This window comes from Telluria sp. RT2P19 (assembly GCF_059685725.1).
This window is the reverse complement of sequence record NZ_JCASIL010000010.1, coordinates 113279-140020: the sequence shown is the minus strand read 5'-3', so window position 1 is coordinate 140020 and position 26742 is coordinate 113279. Positions and strand designations below refer to the sequence as shown.

Annotated in this window: 28 protein-coding genes; 11 read left to right on the top strand and 17 right to left on the bottom strand. The window is 63.5% G+C overall.

The features are described from left to right. The first annotated feature begins 9 nt into the window (after positions 1–9). On the top strand, positions 10–261 hold the full coding sequence (locus AC56KW_RS14240) for a hypothetical protein (protein WP_497171341.1): 252 nt from the start codon (positions 10–12) through the stop codon (positions 259–261). A gap of 10 nt (positions 262–271) precedes the next feature. Here the strand turns inward: AC56KW_RS14240 and gltA are convergent, their stop codons facing one another. From gltA to AC56KW_RS14205, 7 genes are all read right to left on the bottom strand, one after another. Then, positions 272–1573, bottom strand: coding sequence for a citrate synthase (gltA, locus tag AC56KW_RS14235; RefSeq protein ID WP_497171340.1), 1302 nt, complete (start codon positions 1571–1573; stop codon positions 272–274). A gap of 96 nt (positions 1574–1669) precedes the next feature. Next, positions 1670–1936, bottom strand: coding sequence for an FAD assembly factor SdhE (locus AC56KW_RS14230; protein ID WP_497171339.1), 267 nt, complete (start codon positions 1934–1936; stop codon positions 1670–1672). 205 nt (positions 1937–2141) lie between these two features. Then, the gene (locus AC56KW_RS14225) at positions 2142–2852 is read right to left on the bottom strand and encodes a succinate dehydrogenase iron-sulfur subunit (RefSeq protein WP_497171338.1); all 711 of its coding nucleotides are present in this window, start codon (positions 2850–2852) and stop codon (positions 2142–2144) included. Positions 2853–2900: 48 nt separating this feature from the next. Next, positions 2901–4679: a succinate dehydrogenase flavoprotein subunit gene (sdhA, locus tag AC56KW_RS14220; RefSeq protein ID WP_497171337.1), complete on the bottom strand. Its 1779-nt coding sequence runs from the start codon at positions 4677–4679 to the stop codon at positions 2901–2903. Between the two features lie 2 nt (positions 4680–4681). Further along, positions 4682–5050 carry a succinate dehydrogenase, hydrophobic membrane anchor protein gene (sdhD, locus tag AC56KW_RS14215; protein WP_497171336.1) on the bottom strand — a complete coding sequence of 123 codons (369 nt, stop codon included), beginning with the start codon at positions 5048–5050 and terminating at the stop codon, positions 4682–4684. Positions 5051–5052: 2 nt separating this feature from the next. Beyond that, positions 5053–5478, bottom strand: coding sequence for a succinate dehydrogenase, cytochrome b556 subunit (gene sdhC, locus AC56KW_RS14210; protein ID WP_497171335.1), 426 nt, complete (start codon positions 5476–5478; stop codon positions 5053–5055). A 273-nt stretch (positions 5479–5751) separates the two neighbouring features. Continuing rightward, entirely contained in the window at positions 5752–6516 is a 765-nt protein-coding gene (locus tag AC56KW_RS14205; protein ID WP_497171334.1) for a GntR family transcriptional regulator, read from the bottom strand. Positions 6517–6841: 325 nt separating this feature from the next. Here AC56KW_RS14205 and AC56KW_RS14200 point away from each other — a divergent pair, with 325 nt between their 5' ends. The 4 genes from AC56KW_RS14200 to acnA all read left to right on the top strand — a co-directional run bounded on the left by AC56KW_RS14200 (position 6842) and on the right by acnA (position 12314). Beyond that, entirely contained in the window at positions 6842–7831 is a 990-nt protein-coding gene (locus AC56KW_RS14200; RefSeq protein WP_497171333.1) for a malate dehydrogenase, read from the top strand. A 117-nt stretch (positions 7832–7948) separates the two neighbouring features. Then, the gene (locus AC56KW_RS14195; protein WP_497171332.1) at positions 7949–8938 is read left to right on the top strand and encodes an HpcH/HpaI aldolase/citrate lyase family protein; all 990 of its coding nucleotides are present in this window, start codon (positions 7949–7951) and stop codon (positions 8936–8938) included. Positions 8939–8948: 10 nt separating this feature from the next. Beyond that, on the top strand, positions 8949–9491 hold the full coding sequence (locus AC56KW_RS14190; protein ID WP_497171331.1) for a hypothetical protein: 543 nt from the start codon (positions 8949–8951) through the stop codon (positions 9489–9491). A 114-nt stretch (positions 9492–9605) separates the two neighbouring features. Beyond that, positions 9606–12314, top strand: a complete 2709-nt coding sequence (gene acnA / locus AC56KW_RS14185; protein ID WP_497171330.1) for an aconitate hydratase AcnA — start codon at positions 9606–9608, stop codon at positions 12312–12314. 110 nt (positions 12315–12424) lie between these two features. On the opposite strand, the gene AC56KW_RS14180 is transcribed toward acnA, so the two are convergent. Continuing rightward, complete coding sequence (locus tag AC56KW_RS14180) at positions 12425–13108, bottom strand: Fe2+-dependent dioxygenase (protein WP_497171329.1); 684 nt, start codon at positions 13106–13108, stop codon at positions 12425–12427. 388 nt (positions 13109–13496) lie between these two features. Here AC56KW_RS14180 and AC56KW_RS14175 point away from each other — a divergent pair, with 388 nt between their 5' ends. Beyond that, positions 13497–14750: a DUF2863 family protein gene (locus AC56KW_RS14175; protein WP_497171328.1), complete on the top strand. Its 1254-nt coding sequence runs from the start codon at positions 13497–13499 to the stop codon at positions 14748–14750. Positions 14751–14817: 67 nt separating this feature from the next. On the opposite strand, the gene AC56KW_RS14170 is transcribed toward AC56KW_RS14175, so the two are convergent. Next, a complete protein-coding gene (locus AC56KW_RS14170; RefSeq protein ID WP_497171327.1) occupies positions 14818–15768 on the bottom strand; it encodes a LysR family transcriptional regulator in 951 nt (316 codons plus the stop codon). A gap of 134 nt (positions 15769–15902) precedes the next feature. Here AC56KW_RS14170 and AC56KW_RS14165 point away from each other — a divergent pair, with 134 nt between their 5' ends. Beyond that, positions 15903–16646 (top strand): SDR family oxidoreductase, encoded by a 744-nt coding sequence (locus AC56KW_RS14165; protein WP_497171326.1) that lies wholly within the window; start codon positions 15903–15905, stop codon positions 16644–16646. Positions 16647–16659: 13 nt separating this feature from the next. Here the strand turns inward: AC56KW_RS14165 and glf are convergent, their stop codons facing one another. From glf to AC56KW_RS14135, 6 genes are all read right to left on the bottom strand, one after another. Further along, positions 16660–17814 carry a UDP-galactopyranose mutase gene (gene glf / locus AC56KW_RS14160; RefSeq protein WP_497171325.1) on the bottom strand — a complete coding sequence of 385 codons (1155 nt, stop codon included), beginning with the start codon at positions 17812–17814 and terminating at the stop codon, positions 16660–16662. A gap of 215 nt (positions 17815–18029) precedes the next feature. After that, positions 18030–19202 carry a serine hydrolase domain-containing protein gene (locus tag AC56KW_RS14155; RefSeq protein ID WP_497171324.1) on the bottom strand — a complete coding sequence of 391 codons (1173 nt, stop codon included), beginning with the start codon at positions 19200–19202 and terminating at the stop codon, positions 18030–18032. Further along, entirely contained in the window at positions 19199–19678 is a 480-nt protein-coding gene (locus AC56KW_RS14150; RefSeq protein ID WP_497171323.1) for a CYTH domain-containing protein, read from the bottom strand. Before AC56KW_RS14150 ends, AC56KW_RS14155 begins: the two co-directional genes overlap by 4 nt. A gap of 4 nt (positions 19679–19682) precedes the next feature. Then, complete coding sequence (locus AC56KW_RS14145) at positions 19683–20804, bottom strand: M14 family metallopeptidase (protein ID WP_497171322.1); 1122 nt, start codon at positions 20802–20804, stop codon at positions 19683–19685. Positions 20805–20952: 148 nt separating this feature from the next. Further along, on the bottom strand, positions 20953–21357 hold the full coding sequence (locus tag AC56KW_RS14140; RefSeq protein WP_497171321.1) for a hypothetical protein: 405 nt from the start codon (positions 21355–21357) through the stop codon (positions 20953–20955). A gap of 143 nt (positions 21358–21500) precedes the next feature. Then, positions 21501–21824, bottom strand: coding sequence for a KGG domain-containing protein (locus AC56KW_RS14135; protein ID WP_497171320.1), 324 nt, complete (start codon positions 21822–21824; stop codon positions 21501–21503). A gap of 341 nt (positions 21825–22165) precedes the next feature. On the opposite strand from AC56KW_RS14135, the gene AC56KW_RS14130 reads away from it, so the two are divergent. The 3 genes from AC56KW_RS14130 to AC56KW_RS14120 all read left to right on the top strand — a co-directional run bounded on the left by AC56KW_RS14130 (position 22166) and on the right by AC56KW_RS14120 (position 24902). Beyond that, on the top strand, positions 22166–23101 hold the full coding sequence (locus AC56KW_RS14130) for a hypothetical protein (RefSeq protein WP_497171319.1): 936 nt from the start codon (positions 22166–22168) through the stop codon (positions 23099–23101). Positions 23102–23304: 203 nt separating this feature from the next. Beyond that, positions 23305–24312: a glycosyltransferase family 2 protein gene (locus AC56KW_RS14125; protein WP_497171318.1), complete on the top strand. Its 1008-nt coding sequence runs from the start codon at positions 23305–23307 to the stop codon at positions 24310–24312. A 5-nt stretch (positions 24313–24317) separates the two neighbouring features. Then, positions 24318–24902: a D-glycero-alpha-D-manno-heptose-1,7-bisphosphate 7-phosphatase gene (locus AC56KW_RS14120; RefSeq protein WP_497171317.1), complete on the top strand. Its 585-nt coding sequence runs from the start codon at positions 24318–24320 to the stop codon at positions 24900–24902. Here the strand turns inward: AC56KW_RS14120 and AC56KW_RS14115 are convergent. Then, positions 24880–25683, bottom strand: a complete 804-nt coding sequence (locus tag AC56KW_RS14115) for a cation efflux transmembrane domain-containing protein (protein WP_497171316.1) — start codon at positions 25681–25683, stop codon at positions 24880–24882. The genes AC56KW_RS14120 and AC56KW_RS14115 overlap by 23 nt on opposite strands. A gap of 71 nt (positions 25684–25754) precedes the next feature. Here AC56KW_RS14115 and cadR point away from each other — a divergent pair, with 71 nt between their 5' ends. Then, positions 25755–26156 (top strand): Cd(II)/Pb(II)-responsive transcriptional regulator, encoded by a 402-nt coding sequence (cadR, locus tag AC56KW_RS14110; RefSeq protein ID WP_497171315.1) that lies wholly within the window; start codon positions 25755–25757, stop codon positions 26154–26156. Positions 26157–26196: 40 nt separating this feature from the next. On the opposite strand, the gene AC56KW_RS14105 is transcribed toward cadR, so the two are convergent. Next, the gene (locus AC56KW_RS14105) at positions 26197–26481 is read right to left on the bottom strand and encodes a hypothetical protein (protein ID WP_497171314.1); all 285 of its coding nucleotides are present in this window, start codon (positions 26479–26481) and stop codon (positions 26197–26199) included. Positions 26482–26742 lie beyond the last annotated feature (261 nt).

Below are 26742 nucleotides of genomic sequence, written 5' to 3'. Positions count from 1 at the left end.
AATAAATATATGAACAAAGGAAAGATAGCATTTTTACAGTACCGTTGCTGGCCGATACATGCCGTGCTTGACGGCATGCCTGTTGGATGCGGTGCGAGCACATTGCTTTTCCGTGGCGGCGCGCTCAGGCTGAACCATGGCCAGACTATGGCGGTGTTGTCCGCGCTGCCGGGCGAACGCCCTGCCAAATCATGGAAGAATGATCGCATCCGTGGTACGGCAGGAAATAAAAAAGCGGGCCGTAGCCCGCTTCTTGAATGACAGCCTTGAATCAACGCTTGTCGAGTTCCGGCACGTCGCGCACCGGCGAACCGACGAACAGCTGGCGTGGACGGCCGATCTTCTGCTCTGGATCGGCGATCATTTCGTTCCACTGTGCGATCCAGCCGATGGTGCGGGCCATGGCGAAGATACCGGTGAACATCGAGGTCGGGATGCCCAGGGCCGACTGCACGATGCCCGAGTAGAAGTCGACGTTCGGGTACAGCTTGCGCGAGACGAAGTATTCGTCGTTCAGGGCGATCTTTTCCAGTTCCATCGCCAGCTTGAACAGCGGGTCGTCCTGCAGGCCCAGTTCGTTCAGCACTTCGTGGCAGGTTTCGCGCATCAGCTTGGCGCGCGGGTCGAAGTTCTTGTACACGCGGTGACCGAAGCCCATCAGCTTCACGCCCGAGTTCTTGTCCTTGACCTTCTCGATGAAGGCAGGAATGTTCTCGACCGAGCCGATTTCTTTCAGCATGGTCAGCGCGGCTTCGTTCGCGCCGCCGTGGGCAGGGCCCCACAGGCAGGCGATGCCGGCTGCGATACAGGCGAACGGGTTGGCGCCCGACGAACCGGCCAGGCGGACGGTCGAGGTCGATGCGTTCTGCTCGTGGTCGGCATGCAGGATCAGGATACGGTCCAGTGCGCGCACCAGCACGTCGTTGACCTTGTACTCTTCGCACGGGTTACCGAACATCATGTACATGAAGTTGGCGCTGTACGACAGGTCGTTGCGCGGGTACATGAACGGCTGGCCGACCGAGTACTTGTAGGCCATCGCCGCCAGCGTCGGCAGCTTGGCGATCAGGCGGATCGCCGAGATCTCGCGCTGCTTGGCGTCGTTGATGTCCAGCGAGTCGTGGTAGAACGAGGCCAGCGCGCCAACAGTGCCGACCAGCACCGACATCGGGTGCGCATCACGGCGGAAGCCACGGAAGAAGAAGTTCATCTGCTCGTGGATCATCGTGTGCTTGGTCACGGTGTCGCTGAACGTCGCTTTCTGCTCGGCGTTCGGCAGTTCGCCGTTCAGCAGCAGGTAGCAGGTCTCCAGGAAGTCGCAGTTGACGGCCAGTTGCTCGATCGGGTAGCCGCGGTACAGCAGCTCGCCCTTGTCACCGTCGATATAGGTGATGCTCGAGTTGCAAGCGGCGGTCGACATGAAGCCAGGATCGTAGGTGAACTTGCCGGTCTGGCCGTACAGCTTGCGGATGTCGATGACGTCCGGGCCGATGGTGCCCTTGTAGATTGGCATGTCGACCGACGGGCTGCCGTCCGAGAACGACAGGGTGGCTTTGGTATCAGAGATGTTCATGGCACTTCCTTATTGTGGGAGTGGGTTCTACAAAATAAAACGAAACCAGGGGGCGCCGCGACCCGCCCGCGAGGCGGATCGGATGCCCAATTTCGCTTACGCTTGCCGCAACCGCGCCAGCAAGGCACGCACATGCGGCAGGTCGACGTCGCCGGAAGGCTCGGAGCGTCCCAGCAGCAGGTCCATCAACGGGTTGTCCGCCAGATCGAGCAGACGGGTCAGCGCATCGACCTCTTCGTCGGTCAGTTCTTCTTCGTGCGCATCGAGGAAGCGCGTGAGAATCAGATCGTTCTCGAGCAATCCCCGGCGTGATCGCCAGCGCAGGCGGGCACGGTTGGCGGGATCGGATTGATGCGTTTTCACTCTAGAGTCCGTTGTTGGTTCGACATCATACTCCGGCTGCCACGATTCGGCAGTACGGTACTTTTACTGTATTGCTTCGGCATATTGATGGCTGAAGCAGGGTATGCACACGTCCGCCCGGCGCTCGAAACGCGGCGCCGCCGAACGCACGTCTGCACACCGCATGCGGCGCCATGCGGGCCGCCGCATGCAGGCATGGCGCCAATTAAATCGCGCGACGGACCAGCAGTTCCTTGATCTTGCCGATCGCCTTGTTCGGATTCAGGCCCTTCGGGCACACATCCGTGCAGTTCATGATCGAGTGGCAGCGGAACAGGCGGTACGGGTCTTCCAGGTTGTCCAGGCGCGCGTTGGTCGCCTCGTCGCGCGAGTCGGCGATGAAACGGTACGCTTGCAGCAGGCCGGCCGGGCCGACGAATTTATCGGGATTCCACCAGAACGACGGGCACGAGGTCGAGCAGCACGCGCACAGGATGCACTCGTACAGGCCGTCGAGCTCTTCGCGCTCTTCGGGCGACTGCAGGCGTTCTTTCTCGGGCTTGATCGAGTCGTTGATCAGGTACGGCTTGACCGAGTGGTACTGCTTGAAGAAGTTGGTCATGTCGACGATCAGGTCGCGCACCACCGGCAAGCCCGGCAGAGGGCGCAGCACGATCGGCTGGGTCAGCTCGTTCAGGTTGGTGGTGCAGGCCAGGCCGTTCTTGCCGTTGATGTTCATCGCGTCCGAACCACACACGCCTTCACGGCACGAGCGGCGCAGCGCCAGCGAGTCATCGACGTCCGACTTGATGCGCTGCAAAACGTCCAGCAGCATCTTGTCGGTGTCTTGCAGCTCGACGGTCACGTCTTGCATGTATGGCTTCGAATCCTTGTCCGGATCGTAGCGGTAAATTTTCAGTTGGACGGTGCGTGCCATTTGATTACCTGTTCTAGGCCGGGGCACCTGCCCCGGCGCTTCACAATATTAGAAAGTACGGGCCTTCGGCTTGAAGGTGTCGACGGTCAGCGGTTTTTGCACGACTGGCTTGTAGTCGAGGCGGTTGCCTTCCGAGAAGAACAGCGTGTGCTTCATCCAGTTGGCGTCGTCGCGGTTCGGGTAGTCGCTGTGCGCGTGGGCGCCGCGCGATTCCGGACGCGCCGCTGCCGACACGATGGTCGCCTTGGCGGTCTCGATCAGGTTGTCGAGTTCCAGCGCTTCCACGCGGGCGGTGTTGAATACCTTCGACTTGTCCTGGAACGACACGTGCTTGCGGCGCTCGTCGAGCTTCATGATCTCGCGCACGCCCGCGTCCAGCAGTTCCTGGGTACGGAACACGCCGCAGTATTTCTGCATGGTGGCGCGGATGTCGTTGGCGACGTGCTGCACTTTTTCGCCACCGACCGAGGTCTCGAGCTTGTTCAGGCGGTTGAGCGCGAAGTCGGCAGCATCGGCCGGCAGCGGCTTGTTCGACTTCTGCTTCAGGTTCGACGCCACGACGTGGTTGCCGGCCGCGCGGCCGAACACCACCAGGTCGAGCAGCGAGTTCGTGCCCAGGCGGTTCGCGCCGTGGACCGAGACGCAGGCGCATTCGCCGATCGCGTACAGGCCATTGACGATCTTCTGGCCGCCGGCGCCGTCGGGAGCGACGACCTGGCCGTGAATATTGGTCGGGATGCCGCCCATCTGGTAGTGGATGGTCGGCACGACAGGAATCGGTTCCTTGGTCGCGTCGACGTTGGCGAACTTGTGGCCGATTTCCAGGATCGACGGCAGGCGCTTCTCGATGGTGTCCTTGCCGATGTGGCGCAGGTCCAGCAGCACGTGGTCCTTGTTGGGACCGCAGCCGCGGCCTTCCTTGATTTCCTGGTCCATCGAACGCGACACGAAGTCGCGCGGCGCCAGATCCTTCAGGGTCGGCGCATAGCGCTCCATGAAGCGTTCGCCGTTCGAGTTGATCAGGATACCGCCCTCGCCGCGCACACCTTCGGTGATCAGGACGCCCGCGCCCGAGACACCCGTTGGGTGGAACTGCCAGAATTCCATGTCTTGCAGCGGCAGGCCGGCGCGCGCCGCCATGCCCATGCCGTCGCCGGTATTGATGAAGGCGTTGGTCGATGCGGCGAAGATACGGCCTGCGCCGCCGGTGGCGAAGATGGTGGTCTTCGCTTCCAGGATCATCACGTCGCCGGTTTCCATTTCGAGGGCCATCACGCCGACCACGTCGCCGTCGGCGTCGCGGATGATGTCGATGGCCATCCACTCGACGAAGAAGTGGGTACGGGCGCGCACATTGCGCTGGTACAGCGTATGGAGCAGTGCGTGGCCGGTACGGTCGGCCGCGGCGCAGGCGCGCTGGACCGGTTTTTCGCCGAAGTTCGCGGTGTGGCCGCCGAACGGACGCTGGTAGATGGTGCCGTCGGGGTTACGGTCGAACGGCATGCCGAAATGTTCGAGCTCGTACACGACCTTCGGTGCTTCGCGGCACATGAATTCGATCGCATCCTGGTCGCCCAGGTAGTCGCCACCCTTGACGGTGTCGAACATATGCCAGTACCAGTCGTCTTCGCTCATATTGCCCAGCGACGCGCCGATGCCGCCCTGCGCCGCCACGGTGTGCGAGCGGGTCGGGAAGACTTTCGACAGGACTGCAACGTTCAGGCCGGCTTCGGCCAGTTGCAGCGAGGCGCGCATGCCGGAACCGCCGGCGCCAACGATGACCGCGTCAAAGCGACGGGTAGGAATTGCGGTTTTGATTGCTGCCACGATTACACACTCCACAGAATTTGTACGGTCCAGGCGGCGCAGGCGATCAGCCAGAAGATCGTCGCGAGCTGGAGCAGCAGGCGCAGGCCTGCGTTCTTGATGTAGTCCATCCAGATGTCACGAAGGCCAACCCAGGCGTGGTAGTACAGGCCAAGGAAGGTAACCAGCGAGAACAGCTTGAACCACTGGCGGGCGAACAGGCCAGCCCAGCCTTCATAGGTGAAGTTCTGGCCGGTCAGGAACATGACCAGCAGGACGATGGTGTAGACAGCCATGACGATGGCGGTGACGCGCTGCGCCAGCCAGTCCTTGACGCCGTAGTGTGCGCCGACGACGAGGCGGCGTGGGCCGATATTATTCTTGGTTGCCATGATTAGAACACTCCGAACAGTTTCAGGCCGACCAGCGCGGTCAGCAGCAGGCTGATGATCAACACCCAGCGTGCGGTCGACTGGGCTGCATCCTTGTCCAGGGCAATGTGGTTATCCATGAACAGGTGGCGGATGCCGGCGGTGAAGTGGTGCAGGTAAGCCCAGGACAGGCCCAGCAGGATGATCTTGACCAGCGGGTGCGAGACGATGCCGGCGAAATAGCCGAACGACGACTCGGACAGCAGGCTTTGCTGGAACAGGTAGAGCAGGAACGGCAGCATCAGGAACAGTCCGGCGCCGCTGATGCGGTGCAGGATCGACACGATGGCCGATGGCGGCATGCGATATTTGCCAGTGATATCGCCGATGCCAATATTGCGGAACTCCGGCCGCCCTTTCTGCTTTGCTTCTCTCACGGCTTCGGACATGATGGTACACCTCCCTTATGACAACAGTTTTTATGTGAACCCTTTGGATTGTCGCCGATTTCCCGATCGGTCCCATCGAAAATGGGCCAGGTGGGCGGGACAGCGAGCGGCGAACCGGGTCATGTCCGTCGCGTACCCAAAACCAATATATTTTAATCGCTTTCGCGCGATTGCCGCAGGGCGTGACATTATCCCGTTTGGCTATTTTCCGAATTATTTGAAAAGACAGAAATCAGAGAATATTTACCTTGCCGATTCCTGCTTCATTTCTCCTTACGACAGCTCGTTCAAATAATGGTGTTTCGCGGTCGAATACATCTCGCGGCGCAGCTCGACGGCCTTGTCGCCATAGGTGAACGACACGCGTTCGCCGCACAGCAGCGGCGTGCCGACTGCCAGTTTCAGGTGCTCGGCCGTGACCGCATCGGCCGACACCGCGCGGATCTTTTCCGTCGCGCGGATCATGCGGGTGCCGAATTCGGTCTCGAACAGGCCGTACATGGGCCCCTTGTATTCCACCAGCCGCTCCGCGCTCAAGCCCTTGAACAACTGCCCCGGCAGCCACAGTTCTTCCAGGATGGTCGGCTGGCCGTCGAACGACTGCACGCGCTTGATATAGACCACGGCGTCGCCCGACTTCAGGTCGAGCAGGCGCGCGACCTCGGCCGGCGCACGGATGCGCTTGACTTCGAGGAAGCGGTTTTCTGGATGATGGGGGACGCCTTCATCGGGCATCAGGCGCAGGAAGCGAAAATGGGCGCGCTCTTCGGCGTGGCTGGCCACGAAGGTGCCCTTGCCCTGGCGCCGCAGCACCAGGTTTTCGGCGGCCAGTTCGTCGATCGCCTTGCGCACCGTACCCTGGCTGACCTTGAAACGGGCCGCCAGCTCGACTTCGCTCGGCATGAGTTCGCCAGGCTTCCATTCACCGGCCTGCAGGCTCTGGGTGATCAGCGCCTTGATCTGCTGGTACAGCGGGCGGAACGAGGGCGAACCACTGGCGACAGGATCAACAGCCGGATTGGACGGGACGGAATTCATAGACCTCGATTTCACCACAAAAGCGCATGACCGTCCAGTATTAGAGGTCTTCAGATATGTGTCTTATATAAGACATATGATATTGAATTGACAGACCAAACGGCAGAGGAATACACTCATGGCCGACCGGGAGTCGGCGCAACTCTTCCATCATTGTACGCGCGCGACACCCGTCTTCTGACGCTGGAGGCATGACGTGCGCTTTTGGTATCATTGCAGCTTCATCGAACCGCTTTGACTTTGAAAGCAGCTCGTAACCAAACAGGCGTATGCTCGGCGTCGACCTCGGCGCAAACCGTTTTCATTCCCACTTTGGAGATTCATCATGGCTAAAACCCCAATGCGCGTCGCCGTTACCGGCGCGGCCGGCCAGATCGGCTATTCCCTGCTGTTCCGCATCGCCAACGGCGACATGCTGGGCAAGGACCAGCCGGTCATCCTTCAGCTGCTCGAGATCGACAACGAGAAGGCACAGAAGGCGCTCAAGGGCGTCATGATGGAAATCGACGACTGCGCGTTCCCGTTGCTGGAAGGCATGACCGCCCACGCCGACCCGATGACCGCCTTCAAGGACGCCGACGTCGCCCTGCTGGTCGGCGCCCGTCCACGCGGCCCAGGCATGGAGCGCAAGGACCTGCTGGAAGCCAACGCCCAGATCTTCACCGTGCAAGGCAAGGCGCTGGACGCCGTCGCTTCGCGCAACGTCAAGGTGCTGGTGGTCGGCAACCCTGCCAACACCAACGCCTACATCGCGATGAAATCGGCGCCGAACCTGCCGGCCAAGAACTTCACCGCCATGCTGCGCCTGGACCACAACCGCGCGCTGTCGCAAGTGGCCACCAAGACCGGCAAGGCCGTCAAGGACATCGAAAAAATGGTCGTGTGGGGCAACCACTCGCCAACCATGTACGCCGACTACCGCTTCGCGACCGCCGGCAACGAGTCGATCAAGGACCTGATCAACGACCAGGAATGGAACGCCAACACCTTCCTGCCGACCGTCGGCAAGCGCGGCGCCGCCATCATCGAAGCGCGCGGCCTGTCCTCGGCCGCGTCGGCCGCCAACGCCGCCATCGACCACGTGCGCGACTGGGTGCTGGGCACCAACGGCAAGTGGACCACCATGGGTATCCCATCGGACGGTTCCTACGGTATCCCTGAAGGCACGATGTTCGGTTTCCCCGTCACCACCGAAAATGGCGAGTACACCATCGTCCAGGGCCTGGACATCGATTCGTTCTCGCAAGAACGCATCAACCTGACCCTCAAAGAGCTCGAAGAAGAGAAAGCCGGCGTCGCTCACCTGCTGGGCTGATGCCGGGTCGATGAAGAGCCAGCTCGGGGCGCGGCTTGCGCCGCTCCCCGGGAACGCCGTGCCACTCAACCGGCACGGCGGTTTTACGTGGTAACCAAGTGTTGTAAATAGAGAGATATGCACCCATCCGAGGTTTTATTCCAGGGCAAGCGCCAGCCGCTCCTTCTCCCGGCCTGCGATCACTACGCCGGTTCCGAGAAGCTGATGCGCAAATCGATGGCCCTGCAACAAGAGCTTGGCCCGTTGTTCGACATCACCTTCGACTGCGAGGACGGCGCCACCGCCGGCAGCGAGCTGGAACACGCCATCCTGGTGGCGCAGCTCGTCAATAGCGACGACAACCGGTTCGATCGCATCGGCGCCCGCCTGCACGAGCCGTCCAGCCCGCACTTTGCGAAGGATGTCGAACTCATCGTGGGCGGCGGCGCCGGGCGCCTGGCCTACGTGGTCCTTCCCAAGGTAGAGAGCGCCATCGAAGTCACGCGCGCGATCGACCTGATCAACCAGCATGCCCAGGCCGCCGGCCGCGCCGGTCTGCCGGTGCACGTGCTGGTCGAAACCCACGGCGCGCTGCGCGAAGCCCATAACATCGCCGCCCTGCCCCAGGTCGAGTGCCTGTCGTTCGGCATCATGGATTTCGTCTCGAGCCATTATGGCGCGGTTCCGGCGAGCGCGATGCGCACCCCGGGCCAGTTCACCCACCCGCTGGTAGTGCGCGCCAAGCTCGAGATGGTCGCGGCCTGCCATGCCCACGGTAAGGTGGCATCGCACAATGTCACGACCGATATCAAGGACAGCGCGACGGTCGCCAACGACGCCCAGCGCGCCGGTGCCGAGTTCGGCTTCACCCGGATGTGGAGCATCCATCCGGACCAGATCAAGCCGATCCTGAAGGCATTCACGCCGCGTCTTTCCGAGGTCAACGAAGCCACGAATATCCTGAGCGAGGCGATGGCTGCGGGATGGGGGCCGATTGCGCAACATGGCCGCTTGCACGACCGTGCAAGCTACCGATATTATTGGTCGGTGTTGCAGCGTGCCAAGCTGGCGGGCCTCGCGCTGCCGGAAGCCGCTGCCGCTATCGTCAACCTCCCCGACAGCGAGTAATCGTCCGACCATGGCCATCCTCCTCCCCAAACTACTCGCCGCCTGCGCCGTCGCGCTCGCGGCTGCCGTCGTGTGCGCGCCGGCTGGCGCCGCAGTTGCTAAGGAAAAACATCCGAAAGCGGAAGCGGTGCTGAAGGCGCAAGCGAAGAAAAAACCGTCCAGGAAAGCGCAGGCGGCCGCCGCGGCAGCCGCCGCCGCCGCTGCGGCCGTGGCCGCCAACCCGCTCGAAGTGAACGAGCCGGACATCACCGACACCAAGGTGACCGAATACGCTTGCGAACTCGGCAACAAGATCACGATCTACACCAACGATACCGATGACAGCCATATCGCACTGCGCTGGAAACAGCGCCTGCACCGGCTCTCGCGCATCGGTACCACCACCGGCGCGCTGCGCTTCGAGAATCCGCACTATGGCCTGATCTGGATCGGTATCCCGGCCAAGGGCATCCTGCTCGACTCGAAGCTCAACCGCCAGTTGGCCAATGAATGCAAGAACGCCGAACAGTCCGCGATCGTGGCGACCGCGGAACCGGAGGCCAGCACCACTTGAAGAATGTGGCCGGATTCCCGGATCCGGCCGTCCTGTCGCCCGCAGTTATTTCCGTCGTTATTTCGGTCGAAATGAAGCTGTTGAAATAACAATATCCCCACTGAAGGAGAGATTATGTCTCGCAACACTCTGAACACACTGAAGGAATTCCCGATCGGCGCAGGCCAGAGCGGCCAGTTCCATTCGCTGCCGGCGCTGGCGGAAAACCTCGGTGTGAACCTGTCGCGCCTGCCGGTGTCGATCCGTATCGTCCTCGAGTCCGTGCTGCGTAACTGCGACGGCAAGAAGGTCACCGAAGAACACGTCAAACAAGTGGCCAACTGGAGCGCGACCGCAGAGCGTACCGACGAGATCCCGTTCGTCGTGGCCCGTGTCGTGCTGCAAGACTTCACTGGCGTGCCGCTGCTGGCCGACCTGGCCGCGATGCGTAACGTCGCCGCCAAGATGGGCCTTGACGCGAAGAAGATCGAGCCGCTGGTGCCGGTCGACCTGGTGGTCGACCACTCGGTGACCATCGACCACTTCCGCGAGCCGGGCGCGCTCGACCTGAACATGAAACTGGAATTCCAGCGCAACAACGAGCGCTACCAGTTCATGAAGTGGGGCATGCAAGCCTTCGACACCTTCGGCGTCGTGCCGCCGGGCTTCGGCATCGTCCACCAGGTCAACCTGGAATACCTGGCGCGCGGCGTCATGAAACAGGGCGACGTGTACTACCCTGACACCCTGGTCGGCACCGACTCGCACACCACCATGATCAACGGCGTCGGCGTCGTCGGCTGGGGCGTGGGCGGCATCGAAGCCGAAGCCGGCATGCTGGGCCAGCCGGTGTACTTCCTGACCCCCGACGTCATCGGCGTCAACCTCAAGGGCAAGCTGCGCGAAGGCTGCACCGCGACCGACCTGGTGCTGACCATCACCGAACTGCTGCGCAAGGAGAAAGTCGTCGGCAAGTTCGTCGAATTCTTCGGCGAAGGCACGCGTTCGCTGTCGACCACCGACCGCGCCACCATCGGCAATATGGCGCCTGAATACGGCGCGACCATGGGCTTCTTCCCGGTGGACGAAGCGACCGTCGACTACTTCCGCGGCACCGGCCGCACCGAAGAAGAACTGGCCGCCTTCGAAGGCTACTACAAGGCCCAGGGCATGTTCGGCATCCCGCAAGAAGGCGAGATCGACTATACCCGCGTGGTGGAGCTCGACCTGTCGACCGTCACCCCATCGCTGGCAGGTCCGAAGCGTCCGCAAGACCGCATCGAACTGGGCAACGTGAAGAACAACTTCACTGAACTGTTCAGCAAGCCGACCACCCAGAACGGCTTCAACAAGAACCCGGACGACCTGCACAAGGTCTACGAGACCACCAACGGCGTGCGCGTGAAGAACGGCGACATCCTGATCGCCGCCATCACCTCGTGCACCAACACCTCGAACCCGAGCGTGCTGCTGGCCGCCGGCCTCCTGGCCAAGAAAGCCGTCGAGCGCGGCCTGACCGTGGCGCCGCACATCAAGTCGTCGCTGGCCCCTGGATCGCGCGTTGTCACCGAATACCTGACCGCTGCCGGCCTGCTGCCTTACCTGGACAAGCTGGGCTTCGGCGTGACCGCCTACGGCTGCACCACCTGCATCGGCAATGCCGGTGACCTGACTCCGGAACTGAACGCCGCGATCACCCAGAACGACATCGTCGCCGCCGCAGTCCTGTCGGGCAACCGCAACTTCGAAGCACGTATCCACCCGAACATCCGTTCGAACTTCCTGGCCTCGCCACCGCTGGTCGTCGCCTACGCGATCGCCGGCAACATGACGAAAGACCTGATGACCGAGCCGGTCGGCAAGGACACCAACGGCGTCGACGTCTACCTGGGCGACATCTGGCCGACTTCGCAGGAAATCGGCGAACTGATGCGCTTCGCGATGAACTCGGAAGTCTTCAAGAAGAACTACGCCGACGTCAAGGGCAACCCTGGCGCGCTGTGGGAACGCGTGTCGTCGACCGAAGGTCAGGTGTACAACTGGCCTGAGTCGACCTACATCGCCGAACCACCGTTCTTCTCCGACTTCGAGATGACCCCGAAAGCGGCCGCCACCGGCATCACCGGCGCCCGTGCACTGGGCGTGTTCGGCGACTCGATCACCACCGACCACATCTCCCCGGCCGGCTCGATCAAGGAAGACGGCCCTGCAGGCAAATGGCTCAAGGAGCATAACGTCCTGAAGGCGGACTTTAACTCCTACGGTTCGCGCCGCGGCAACCACGAAATCATGATGCGCGGCACCTTCGCCAACGTGCGCATCAAGAACAAGATGATCCCACCGAAGGCCGACGGTTCGGCAGTCGAAGGCGGCATCACCCTGCACCAGCCGACCGGCGAACAGATGTCGATCTACGACGCGGCAATGAAGTACGTGGAAGCGGGCACCCCGACCATGATCTTCGGCGGCGAAGAATACGGCACCGGCTCGTCGCGCGACTGGGCAGCCAAGGGCACCCAGCTGCTGGGCGTGAAGGCCGTGGTCGTGCGTTCGTACGAGCGCATCCACCGCTCGAACCTGGTCGGCATGGGCGTGCTGCCGCTGCAGTTCATCGGCAACGACAGCGTCGAGTCGCTGGGCATCACCGGCAAGGAAACCTACGACCTGAAGGGCCTGGAAGGCGAGATCAAGCCGCAACAACTGGCGACCCTGGTGATCCACCGCGAAAACGGCGAATCGCAAGAAGTCAAAGTGCTGCTGCGTATCGACACCCCGATCGAAGTCGACTACTACAAGCATGGCGGTATCCTGCCGTTCGTGCTGCGTCAGCTGCTGGCTGCCTGATTCTGGAAAGCCCGCGCAAGCGGGCTTCCTGACGAGCAAAAGGGCTGGAATCCTCGCGGGTTCCAGCCCTTTTTTCGACGATGCGACGCTTCGCACCGTTTGCAAAGGTATTACACCTCGGCCCACATCCGCAGCAGATTGTGATAATGCGCCGTCAGCCCCACCGTGATGTCGGACTCGCCATGCTGCGCGCCCAGCTTCTGGATTTGCGTATCGAGATCGAACAGCATCGCCCGCTTGCCGTCGTCGCGCACCATGCTCTGGGTCCAGAGAAAAGAAGCGACCCGTTCGCCGCGCGTCACCGGCCGCACCTGGTGCACGCTGCCCGACGAATACACGATCGCGTCACCCGCCGCGAGCTTGACCTCGTGAGTGCCGTACAAGTCCACCACTTCCAGCTCGCCGCCCTCGTATTCTTCGGGCTCGCTCAGGAACACGGTCGTCGACACATCGGCCCGCACCGGCGCCCCGCCGCATCGCTGGGCGCGGATCGCGCCATCGACATGCAGCCCGTAATGTTCGCCGCCGCTGTAGGCGTTGAAGTAAGGCGCCAGCACCCGCAGCGGCAGGACGCTGGAGAAGAACGCCGGGTTCGCCATCAGGGCCGCGCTGACGACCTGGCCCAGCTCGATGGCCAGCGGCGTGCCCTCGCCCAGTTGCCGGTTGCGCTTGACCTGCGCGCCCTGCGGCCCGACGCTCTCGCGGCCGTCGAGCCACTCCGGCGCGCCGGCCATGCGTGCGCGAATATGGGCTACCTGGTCCGGCGTCAGCACGCCGGGAATATGCAGCATCATGTCGTTTTTCTTTTTGTCGAGCCAACAAAAAAATCCCTCCTGACGTTGTCAGGAGGGCAGAATCCGGTTGCCCGGCGGGGGGTGGTACTCCGTGAGAAACTTCCGTCAGTGCTTTCCCGGTCACCGACGGCTACTGCATGCAACACAAGTTGGAAACACAAGCTGAACACACCAATCGCTCTTCCCAAACATATTTGAATGAGAATTATTCTCATTATGTACCCAGTTCACACATTGTGCAAGCGTTCGCGCGCGATTCTTTCGACGGGCCTTCACGCTGCCCATTGTTCATGACCTATAGCCGAATCAACTACAATACCGGGGATAGGGGTTTATCATCACCCCTCGGACTTTCGAAACATTAACTGACAAGAGACCCACCAGCGCCATGCGTCGTCCTTCCAAAGATTCAACTCCAAAACTTTCCGCAGAAAGCCAGCGCCTCGTCAGCCTCTCGCAAGCCCTCATGCAAGCTGCCAGCCGTGCCGAAGAGCGCGCCTGGGAGCGCCAACTCGACACTTGCCTGCAAAAGCTCCTCAAGACCAACCACCAGGACAGCATCGACAGCGCCCTGAACGCCCTCTTCAAAGATGACCTCGCCTCTTACGATGTGTTGATGGACACGGTCGAAGCCGTGAGCGAATCGGCCACCATGGTCGAGCAGGCCGCCGACGGCGACGTCACCTGGCAGGCCCTGCTGGTCGCCGCGCCGATCCTGGCCTGGACCCGCTTCTCGATCGCCACCGGTACCATCCCGAACGACCTGCTGTCGACCCTGGGCGCCCATTTCTCGGCCCACCTGCTGGCCGAGGGCACCAAAATGGCGATCGCGCCGACCCTGTATTCGCTCGACCAACTGCCGCGCACCCATGCCGAAACCGCCGCGCTGACCCAGAAACTGGCCGCCGCCGCACACAAGAGCGGCACCATCAAGCCGGCGCCGCACCTGGACGAGACCGCCCCCTTCCTGGCCGATACCCGCTACCTCTTGATCGCGGTCGTCGCCCCGGTCGGCGAACCGCTCTTCCGCTGGCAAGAGCCGCAGCATCAACTGCGTTTCGCCGAAGAGCGCAACCGCAGCCTCGAACAGTGGCGCGCGCAGGCGACCGCCAACGTGGCGCGCCTGCTGCCGGGCTGCGGCATCGAGCTGCTGCTGCCGGAAGCGTATTACGTGGCTTGCCGCGAAGCCGATAAACTGATCCGTCCGATCTCGATCCGTGCCGCCGTGCACTACCTGACCAATACGCTGGGCGTGGAAGCGACCGACCTGCGCGCCGTGATCGCGGGCTTCGGCGAGGAAGCGCCGGACATCCAGATCGATGAATACCGCGTCTCGTTCACCATGCGCCAGAGCGCGGACGTCATCTATGGCATCGTGTGGCCGCTGTATGGCCAGGAAGACGAGGACGGCACGCCGATGGAAGGCCCGCTGGCGGTCACCACCGCGCCACTGTCGCCGATCAACGAGATCGCCGCCCACCTGAACGACGCCGGCATTGCCCACATCAAGCGCATCAACGAGCGTTACGTGGCCGAGTACTGCGACGACTGCGGTGCGCCGCTGTTTGCCGATCCGACGGGCGAACTGGTGCATGCCGAGATGCCGGAAGACGCGCCGGCCGGGACCGAGCATTTCCACTGATCTCGCGCGCTGCCTGAACGCGCCTGCGGTAGCGCCGCCGACGCGTTCAAATCACCCGAGCCCGGCGCTACACCTGCTTCCCTGCCGGCGCTTCCGGCACCACGAACTGCCGCGCCAGACACTGTTCCTCGAACCGCTCGACGACAAAATCGATGAACACCCGCGTCTTGGCCGGCAACAGCCTGCGGCTCGCGTAATACAGGCATAGCGTGCGCCCCGCCACGAACCAGCCTGGCAAGACATCGACCAGCGCCCCGCTGCGCAGGAAGGCTTGCGCGTGCGGCAGCGGCAGGACCGCCACGCCGATGCCGGCCAGCGCTGCCTGCGCCATCGCCTCGGGATCGTCGCTCACCAGCACCGTGCGCAGGTCGACCGGCGCCTGCTCGCCGTCGTCGCGGCGCAGGGTCCAGGACAGCAGGCGGCCGCTGCCCACGGCGCGGCGGGCGATGCCGTCGTGTCGCGCCAGGTCGTCCGGGCCGGCCGGCCGGCCGCGCCGCGCGAGGTAGGCCGGACTGGCCAGCACGATGCTGCGCACCTTCGTCAATTCGCGCGCCACCATCCCCTCGTTCAGGTCGACGCCGCCGCCGATCGCCACGTCGAAGCCTTCCTTGACCAGGTCGATCTGGCGGTTCTCGAAATGCAGGTCGGGGATGATGGCCGGATAGCGCCTCAGGAAATCTTCCAGCATCGGCACGAAATAGGTGCGCCCCACCAGCGGCGCCATGCCGATCTTGAGCGTGCCGCCTGGCTGGCCGGCGCCCTGGCGCGTGGCCAGGGTCGCCTCTTCGATCCGCTTCCAGGGCTCGGCCACCTCGTGCAGGTAGCGCTCGCCCTCGGCTGTCAGGCGCAGCTGGCGCGTGGTGCGTTGGAACAGGCGCACGCCCAGGTGCTGTTCCAGCCGGGCGACGTTCTTGCTGACCGCGGCCGGACTCAGGCCGAGCCGGCGCGCGGCCGGCGAGAAGCCGCGCTCCTCGGCGCTGTAGATGAAGGACACGAGATGGCTGATCGATTCCGGCATGGTGAGCTGGTGTTGGCTGGCATGAAGAGATTTTATACCTGTAGTTGAAAGTCATACGACTTCCGCCCCGCTAGTTTCAACTCCTGGTTAGCGGGATACTGCGAACTCGTCCAATCACCCACAGGGAGTTCATCATGACAAACGCATTTGAAGGTAAAGTTGCCGTGGTCACCGGCGGTTCGCGCGGCATCGGCGCCGCCATCGCGCGCCGCCTGGCCAGCCAAGGCGCACACGTGGCGCTCACCTACCAGCAATCGGCGGGCGCCGCCGAGACACTGGTAGCCGAGATCAAGGCGAGCGGCGGCAGTGCGGAAGCGATTCGCAGCGACGCGGGCGATCCGGCGGCGATCGCCGCCGCCGTCGCCCACGTCGCACAGAAGCACGGTCACATCGACATCCTGGTGAACAATGCCGGCATCGCCGTGTTCGGCCCAATCGACGACTTCACGCTGGAAGACTTCGACAAGACGGTGGCGGTCAATGTGCGCGCCGTATTCGCCGGTGTGAAGGCAGTGCTGCCGCATATGGGCCAAGGTGGACGCATCGTCAATATCAGCAGCACCAACGCGCTGCGCATGCCGATGGTCGGCGGTTCGGTGTATGCGATGAGCAAGTCGGCCCTGAGCGGCCTGACCCAGGGACTGGCGCGCGAACTGGGCCCGCGCGGGATCACGATCAATAATGTGCTGCCCGGTCCGGTCGATACCGATATGAACCCGGAGAATACCGAGTTCGGCGCCGGCCTGCACGGCTATATGGCGATCAAGCGCCATGGTCGTCCCGAAGAGATCGCGGCCATGGTCGCCTACCTGGCCGGAACCGAGGCGGCCTACGTCACCGGCGGCGACCTGTTGATCGACGGCGGATTTGCTGCCTGATCGGCTTGACCAGTTACGCCATCGGATCGATGGTGAAGGCCGGCATGCGCGTGCCGGTCTTGGCGCTTTCGAGGAATTTGTCCGACGTGAGCAGCGCCTCGTGGATGGTGACGTCCATGTCCAGATAGCGATAGGTGCCCAGGCGGCCGACGAAGGTAACGTTCTCTTCGTTCTTCGCCTTGTTCACGTACAGCTCCAGCTGCGCCTTCTCGCGCGTCTGGCGGATCGGGTAGTAAGGGACGTCTTGTTCTTCGCACTGGCGGCTGTACTCGGCGTAGCAGATGGTTTTCTCGTGCTTTTCCCACGGCGAGAAGTGCTTGTGCTCGGTGATGCGGGTGTATTTCTTTTCGTTGTCGCAGTAGTTGATGACGGCGTTGCCCTGGTAGTCGCCTTCGGCGCGGAAGGTTTCGAAGTCCAGCGTGCGGTAAGGCAGGCGGCCCTCTTCGTGCTTGAACCAGGCGTCGATCGGGCCGCTGTAGAACACGTGGGCGTAGTTACCCTTGTCGGCCGGGTCGAACGCCGTGCTCAGGTGCACGGTCACACCCGGCACGTCGAGGATGTTCTGGACCAGCGCCGTATAGCCGTCGGCCGGCATGCCCTGGTATTTGTGGTTGAAGTAATTGTCGTCGTAGTTGAAGCGCACCGGCAGGCGCTTGAGGATGCTGGCCGGCAGCTCGCTCGGATGCAGACCCCACTGCTTGATCGTATAGGTCTTGAAGAAGGCCTCGTACAGTTCGCGGCCGACGAAGCGCAGCGCCTGCTCTTCGAAAGTGGTCGGGTTCTCGATCGACTTGTCGCCCAGGTTCTGCAGGAACTCCTGCGCCTCGGCCGGGCCCATGGTCTTGTTGAAGAACTGGTTGATGGTCAGCAGGTTGATCGGCAGGGTGAAGACCTTGCCGCCGGTGATGGCCTTGACGCGGTTCACGTAGGGCTTGAACTCGGCATAGCGGTTCACGAACTCCCAGGCGCGCTCGTTATCGGTATGGAAGATGTGCGGTCCGTAGACGTGGACCATGACGCCGGTTTCGGCATCGCGTTCGGAATAGCAGTTGCCGGCGATGTGAGGACGCGTTTCGAACACGTCGACGGTGTAGCCGGCCTGCGCCAGCTGGTTGGCGATCACGGCACCGGAGAATCCAGCGCCGACGATGGCGATATTCTTGTTCATTCTTGTGTGTCCTGGTGGTGTTGGCAATGCCGGAGCGTATGCCTGACCTCGACCCGACCTGGAATTACTTCAAGAACAAATTGTCGGGTCAATCATGGACACACAACACCGCATCGCGGGTGAATTAATGATAAAAATATATCATCCAAATGCTGTTTTGCCCCGCACAATTGGAGCCGCATTTTTTTACCCTGCGCTGCGGATATTGAACGTCTTTATTTACGAATGGCAGCGATCACGCGCGTCGCAAATTCGGCCGCGTTACCGGCGTGCCAGCGCCACACGATCACCAGGTCGTGCTCGGGCGAGACGACGATGTCATTGCTGCCCGCTCCCAGCGCCGCGAAGGCGGTCGCCGGCATGCCTGGCAGGTTCTTGCCCTTGGTATTGAGCCACCACAGGTAACCGTAGTCGGGACCGTGGGCACTCGGGGTCAGCGCTTGTTTCACATACGAAGCCGGCAGTATCTGCTTGCCGCCCCAGTTACCCTGCTTGAGCCACAGGTAGCCGAAGCGGGCCATGTCCCAGCTGTCGATCCACATGCCGCCGCCCCAGCGCGTGCCACCGCTGACCGACGGCACCTGCTTGCCGTTCACTTCGGCATAGCTGTTATGGTAAGGGACCCACTTCCAGGTCTGGGAAGCGCCGATCGGGTCCATGATCTGCTGCTGGAACACCTCCGGCACCGACTGGCCGAACACGCGCAGCAGCGACAGGGCGAAGCGGTTCACGCGGGTGTCGTTGTACTCGTAGAAGCTGCCCGGCGCCTTGATCGCACGCGGCTTCTTCTCGCCCTTGCCGAAGGCTTCCTTGCCGATGAAATTGCTGTGCTTGCCCCACAGCTCGCCCTCCCACTCGGACTCCTGCTGCAGGTGCTGCTTCCAGGTGACCGGCGCGTTGTGCGGCGCGGCGTAGCCGCCGTCGTTGACCGTCTTCGCTACCGGGTCCCCGACCTGGATGCGACCGTCGCGCACCGCCACGCCGGCAACCGTCGCCAGCATGCTCTTGGCCACCGAATAGGTCGGATCGACGAAGCGCGTGTCGCCAAACTCGGCCACCACATAACCCTTGTAGATCACGACGCCGTTGGTATGCGCGCGCCTGGTCGGCATCGATCCCAGACGGGCGCCGAACACGGCTTCCTGGTCGGACAGGTCGAGCGGGCGTTCGGTCTCGCGCGACTGCGCGAACGCTACCGCCGCAGCCAGGGCCGCCGGGTCCATGCCCAATTGGGCCGGGTCCTTGCGGGCCCACTCGCCTGCCGGCGGAAAATACGCTGCACTATCGGCGGCAAAGGCGCCCGCGGCCGGCAATGCCAGGCCCAGTGCGGTGGAAAGGGAAAGTGCGAGCAGGCCGCGGCGCGAAGTCATTGGCAAATTGATCGTCATGGATTCTTGTCGGTCCAGGTGGAGTACGGAGAGCGGATCAGGTTGGAGTTGTAGTAGCGCTTGTCGCTGGTGACTTCCTGGCCGATCCAGTCCGGCTTGTCGAAGACCGCGTCTTCGGCCGGCAGTTCGATCTCGGCCACCACCAGGCCCGCGTTCTCGCCCAGGAACTCATCGACTTCCCAGGTGAAGCCCGCGTGCTCGATGCGGCGCCGGTATTTCTCGACCAGCGGCCGCTCGCACAGGCGCTCGAGCAGTTCGGCGGCATCGTCGAGCGGGATCGGATACTCCCACTCCCCGCGCGCCGCGCCTTCGCTCTTGCTCTTGATGGTGAGGAAGCCCTGGTCGCCGTAGATCCGCGCCCGCACGGTGCGCACCGGATCCGAGCTCAGGTAACCCTGGCGCACGAGTACTGGCGTGCCCAGCGCGTGCCAGGCATCGTTCGCGACCAGGAATTTGCGTTCGATTTCAACGCCCATCGGATCAGCCCAATGCCTGCAGGATCGGCTGCAGCATCGCCGCGCCGAGGCCGGCGCTGCGCGCGCCATTCCAGCCGACGTGCGGGTCGGGCAGGTTGGCGTTGTCCTTGAACGGCATCTCGAGCGTGAGCGACAGGCATTTATAGTGGTGGCCGACGTACTTCGAGGCCAGGGTCAGCAGCTCGTCGTTGTACTTGCTGGCGGCGTAGCCGTATTCTTTCTGGAAGTCCGGGCTGCACGAGATATAGCGGTCGATGAAGGTGCTCTGCTCCAGCGCGCGTTCGGCGGTGAAGTCCTCGAGCATTTCGCAGCCGGCCACGAAATTGTAGGGCAGCGCTTCGTCGCCATGGATGTCGAAGAACATATCGATGCCAATTTCTTCGATCTTGTTCTTGACGCACAGGACTTCCGGGCTGCGCTCGAGCGAAGGATTCATCCACTCGCGGTTCAGGTTGGCGCCGGCGGCATTGGTGCGCAGGTTGCCACGCACCGAACCATCGGGGTTCATGTTCGGCACAATATAGAACACGGCGCGCTGCAACAGTTTGCGGGCGACCGGATTGGCGTTGTCGAGCAGCGCGTCCATCATGCCTTCGACGAACCATTCGGCCATCGATTCGCCCGGGTGCTGGCGCGCGATGACCCAGATCTTTTTCGCGGCCTGCGCATTGCCGATCACGACCAGGTTCATGTCGCGGCCATCGACCGTGCTGCCGATGTCGTGCACGCGCGCGATCGGGTTCTCGGCGACTTCGCCCAGCAGGCGCAGGTGGCGTTCCCAGGTATAGGGTTCGAAATAGGCGTAGTAGACGCTGTCCAGTTCCGGCGTGTGCTCGATCGTCATCACCTGGCCGTCGAAGCTGGTCGGGACGCGGAACCAGTTCTCGGTGTCGTAGCTCGCCACCGCCTGGTAGCCTTCGAAGCCCTTCGGATAGGTGGCCTGGCCGGCATTCAGGAAGCGCATCGTGACGGCCTGGCCGCGCGCGCCCTGCAGCCGGAAATGGAACCACTGATGGATGTCGGCATGCGAATCCTTGCGCAGGTTCAGGTCGATCTGTTTCGGGTTGTCGGCGCGGACGACGTCGATCGAGCCGGAGTCGAACATCGTGCTGATCTTGATGGGCATCGTGAGGATCCTTTCATGGCCCGTCGCTGGGACGGTAAGGGTGTCGAACGGACGCCGGGGCCTGCCCGACGTCGGCTTCTGCTAGCCCGGCCATGATACCGGATCGGCCACGCCGACCGGTCATGCCATGCCGGGCGGGAGCGCGGGTTTACTGCGCGTCGAGGTCGATCAGGTCCTTGGTGTACATGGCCATGATCTGGCGCATCAATTCGACGTTTCCGCGATCGAGCACGACCGTCAAGTCGGGCTTGCGATCGAGCGTGAAGGCCATCCTGATTGCGCCCGGCAATTCCTTGCAGTTCACGTACAGCGCGCGCGGCGCATGGGGATTTTCCCAGTCGGCCTGGCCGATGGCGGGGCCGGCCGGAGGCGGCTTCAGCTGCGGATCCTGATTGACCGGCAAGTGCTTGAGCAGCCAGAACACCATCGAGGCCGGAATGTGGATGGTCAAATCACTCGCACCGTGCGTGGAGAACTTGGTGAGCAACAGGTTGCCGACCCGGTCGCAGGACATGGACAGGCTCTTGACTTGACGAATGACCGCTGGTTTCACGACGTTGATCCTTGGGGAAAAGGTTGAAAAAGGCGCAGCGATTCTACCTTATCCCATCCTCATTTTGTGTGTATTAAAAGCAAAACGGGAAGCACCGTGGCTTCCCGTCTGGTCTGGCGCCGGCGCCCGCGCCGGCTGGCTGATTACTCTTTCGAGCCGCCGCTGCGGTTACCGCCCTGTGCGCTCTGGCGATTGCCGCCCTTGCTCGAAGTACGCGAAGCGCTGCCGGCGTTGGCGTTGGCCGACTGGCGATTACCGTGGCTCAGACTGCCGGCGCGGCGTGCTTCTTCCGACGTGAATTCGTGGGCGGTTCCCTTGGCATGAGCAGCCTTGCCGCCCTGGCTGGCGATTTCGCGCTGGCGCGCCGGATCCATCGAGGCGAATCCGCGGTTGCGGGTGCCGCTGGCAGTGCTCTGGCTGTTGCCTTGGCTGCCCGACTGCTTGTTACCTTGGTTGCTTGATGCCATGATGACGTTCTCCCTTATGCACTTGTGGAAACCGCCGCGTCCTGCGGCAGGCTTGAAGACCCAATCGCCGCCGGCCGGTGACCGGCGAACGATGAGTCGAAGCCCATCTTAGGCAGGCATCTTCGATGCGGCTATAGGAGCATTTCAGATGACTTTGTAGGACTTTGCGCGACAAATAATGCATCTGCGAAAATTTACTTCCAGTAGTCAATAAACTCGTCAGGATCAGTCCTACATTCGCCCCCTACGTCTTCCTATTCTGTGCCGAACCCGGGACGCGCATGATAGTGGTATCCGGCAGGATCTCACCCTGCCCGTCTAGCAATGCAAAGGAGACCGACATGGACGCGAATCAACGTAGCGAAGTCAACAATCAGACGAATAATGGCGCGAATGAAAAATGGACGCCAGGCTCCAAAGGAAATACCCAGAGCGGCCCGATGGACCATACCTATCCGCGTGGCGCCAGCGAACAGCAGGGCCAGTCGGGTACGGGCATGGCGCATGCGGGTGGCCACGACCAGGCCGGCCTGGGCGGCAGCCCGGATGGCGCGGGCCAGTCGCGCCAGGACGACCTGCCGGGCGGCTCGATGCAGACCCAGCAGACTGGCGGCTCGGGTCCGCAGCAAGGCATCACCGACAGCCACCAGCGCCAGATGGAGATGCGCTCCGGCGCCTGGGGCAAGCTGGAGCAACCGGTCGGCAACCGCCAGCGCGACACCGGCGTCTCGCTCAACGAAGACGTCGCCAACCGCCAGGGCGCGACACGCACCACCGACACCCTGAACCCGCAAGACCCGGCGCAGCCTGAACTGCACGGCAATGAGCCAGGCCGCGACGGCCGCGTGCCCGGCACCGTGCCGCCGGAGCCGATCGGCACCGAAGCCGGCGTGCCGGGCGTCCAGCATGGCGATATCTATGGCAACCGGCAAGGCGCCGGCGACAACCGCGCCGACACCCAGGACGCCAGCGCCAGCAAGGTCCAGCAAAGCACCGACCGCCAGGGGTCGCAGACGGGCGCCGGCGCGCGCGATACCGGCACCGAGGATGTCCACCAGTCGAACAATGTATCCGGCGGCCTGCCGCGCAGCCCGGGCAACTCGGGCCCGCGCACCGAGGGCGAGGGCTACCAGGTCGGTGGCAGCATGCACGCCGAACCGAACCCGGTGCACGAATCGAACGACGCCGCCGGCGGCTACCCGCGCAGCCCGGGCGGCGCCAACAAGCTGGCGGGCGACCGCAAGATGGACGACGACACCGGCTTCTCGCGCGGCTGACCGCCATCCGGCGGCGCGCGCCGCCGCGTTTTTTCGCATGTACGCACGACAAGCGGCCCCATCCAGGGGCCGCTGCTTTTCCAGCCGCCTCCTTGATCCACCTCCAAGCCGTACCGGAGCGCAGGAACCGGGGCGTGCGCATGGCAATCGAACCGCCTGACATCGCCACGAATACGCCGTGGCCCAGACCAGCGGAGACACCTATGCCTGCAACGGACGACGCCCCCAACACTGCCTTGCCCACGGTTTCCGTGGTGCTGCCGGCCTGTGGCCGCATGGACCTGCTCGACCGCAGCCTGGACGCCCTGATGCGCCAGAGCGTCGACCCGCGCAGCGTCGAAGTCATCGTCGTGGACGACGAACCCAACCACAACACGCTGCACCTGGTGGCCGGCTGGCGCACCCGCACGCTCGAACGCGGGCCGCGCCTGGCCTATGTGGCCAACACCGGGCCGCGCGGGCCCGGCGCCGCGCGCAACCGCGGCTGGCGGGCGGCACGCGGCGCTGTCATCGCCTTCACCAGCGACGACGCCGTGCCCAGCCCCGACTGGCTGGCGCAGGGACTGGCCGCCCTCGAAGGCGGCGCCGACGTGGTGTGCGGCCGCATCGAGACGCCGGTGCCGGCGCGGCCCACCGACCGCCAGCGCAGCGCCCATGCGCACGAACACGCCGACTTCAGCAGCGCCAACTGCTTCTTCCACAAGCCGGTGCTCGAACAACTCGACGGCTTCGACGAGCGCTTCAGCGTCCAGCGCGGCAGCGACGCCGACCTGCATTTCCGCCTGCTCGAGCAAGGCCTCCGGGTCACGCGCGCGCCGCAGGCGCTGGCCGTGCATCCGGTGCGTCCGGCGCCCTGGGGCGCCAGCCTGCTGCAGATCCGCCATGCCGTGTTCGATGCGCTGCTGTACAAGAAGCATCCGGCGCTGTACCGCGAGCGCATCGAAGCGCGCCCCTGCTGGGATCACTACGCCATCGTGGCCGCCCTGCTGCTCGCCCTGTCCTGCTGGGCGCTGGACGTGCACTCTATGGCCCTGTCCGCCACCCTGGCCTGGCTGGCGCTCACGGCGCGCCTGTGCATGCGCCGCCTGAAAGGCACGGCCCACAGCGCCTCGCACGTGGCCGAGATGGCGATCACGTCGATCCTGCTGCCGCCGCTGTCCGTGTTCTGGCGCCTGGCCGGTGCGGTGCGTTATCGCGTGCGTTTCGCATGAGCTCCATGAAAGCCATCTTCCTCGACCAGGACGGCACGCTGGCCAACGGCACCCCATTCATTGCGGAGCCGCTCCGTATCCACCTGGTCGCCGGCGCCGGTCCGGCGCTGCGCCTGCTGGCCGGCCTCGACTACCGCTTGTTCGTGGTGACCAACCAGTCGGGCATCGCGCACGGCTGTTTCGGCGAAGACGCAATGGGGCCGGTCTCCGACCGCCTGAACGACCTGCTGTTTCGTGAACGGCTCACCCTCGACGGCTATTACTATTGCCCTCACCATCCGCTCGGCACCGTCAGCGACTACGCTGTCACCTGTGCCTGCCGCAAGCCCTCCCCCGGCATGCTGCTGCGCGCGGCGCACGAGCACGACATCGACCTGCGCACATCCTGGATGATCGGCGACACCCTGCACGATGTCGAAGCGGGCAACCGGGCCGGCTGCCGCACGCTGCTCATCGACAACGGCAACGAGAACGAATGGCGCCTCGGTCCGCGCCGCCTGCCCACGCGCATCGCGCCCGACCTGTACCGCGCGGCCATGCTGATCGCGCAGCACGAAGACGAGTCGTTCAGCGCCGCCGGATCTCGATGACCTGCCCTTTGGCTGGCATCGGCGCCGGCATCAGTGCGGGTGCCGGCGCCGGCGCTGGTGCTGGTGCTGGTGCTGGTGCTGGTGCTGGTGCTGGTGCTGGTGCTGGTGCCGGCGCTGACACTGGTGCTGGTGCTGGTGCTGGTGCTTGCGCCGGCACCGACCCGGCCTGCCCACGCAACTCGGCACGCGCCTGCCGGATGACTTCGCGCGCCGCCGACAAGCCGAGGCAAGCCATGATGCTTGCCACGACGATGTCCGGCCATCCGGCACGGGCGCCGAACACACCGAGCGCGGCCAGCATCACGGCCAGGTTGCCGATCATGTCGTTACGGGTGCACAGCCACACCGAACGCATATTGGCGTCGCCGTGGCGAAACGCATACAGCATGGCCGCCACCGCGCCGTTGGCGGCCAGCGCCATCAGTCCCACCACGCCCATGGTCTGGGCATGCGGCAAATGGCCGTCCAGCCCGAACCACAAGGCCCACGCCAGCACCAGCACGCCGAATACGCCCATCACGACGCCCTTGGCACAGGCCGCGCGCGAACGCCAGACCGCGGCCATGCCCAGTACCAACAGCGACACGGCGTAGTTGGCGGCGTCTCCGAGAAAATCGACCGAATCGGCCAGTAGCGAGACCGAACCGGCGGCCACGCTGCTGGCCAGTTCGACGCCAAACATGGCGAAATTAATGAACAGCGCCGCCCACAGCACCTTGCGGTAACGCCCGTCGGGCGGCGGCGCGGATGCACTGCAGGGACCGGAACAGCAAGCCGACATGATTCAACCCTCCATGAATGAGATCTGCATTAGAATCCCTGTAGTTACTACAAGGTCAAGCGAGGAGTTCGATGCTGATGCGCATTGGAGAATTGGCGAAACTGACGGGCTGCCAGTCCGAGACGGTCCGCTTCTACGAAACCAAAGGGTTGCTGCCGCCGCCGGTCAGGTCGCAGGCGAATTACCGGCTGTACGATGCCAGCCATGCCGAGCGGCTGCACTTCATCCGCCGCTGCCGGTCGCTGGGCATGTCCCTGACCGAGGTCGAGACCCTGCTCGGCTACCAGGACGCGCCGGAACGCTCCTGCAGCGGCGTCAATGCCCTGGTCGACCATCAGCTGTCGGAGATCGACCGCCAGATCGTCGAACTGAGCAAGCTACGTACCGAACTGTCGAACCTGCGCGGGCGTTGCGATTCGGTGCGCCCGGCCGGCCAGTGCGCCATCCTGCGCGAGCTGACCGAACACGCGTGATGCCCTTGCATACCTGCGCCGCACGCAGGCACCGCGTCATTCACATGCAGGGATCATCGATCGCCGCGTGATCGTCGAGCGCCGCCGCAGAAAGCGCGGCCTGGTCGTCAGCGCGCATGTTCTCGCCCATCAGCACACGGTGGATCACGGCGCCATGCACGCCATGCTGCTTCAGGAATTCGACCGCGCTGCGCATGCCCAGGCTGGCCTGGATCAGGATGCCCTGGCGTACGACATGGCTTGCGCCCGCGTAGGGATTGGCAACGGCGTTGTCAGCCATGTCGTTCGGCGCCGCGCCGCGGCGCTCGAGCTGCGAGACTTGCATGCGTTTCCTTTCAGTGAGCTAGAGCCAGGCGGCCCGTCGCGCAGCGCCACCCATGGCGCGGATAAAAAAAATCCGTCGACCGTGAAGCCGACGGAAAAACGCAGTATCCGGTTGAGGGATCACGCGGAGAGACACAGGAGCAATCGTAGCGAGCTTTGGTTTCAGCTTGATGACATGACCAGTACCTACTGGCGCCAGCCGAACGCAACATCGCCCGTCCCGAACACTCTACAATTGCCTATCGTTTATTGCCCAGGAAGG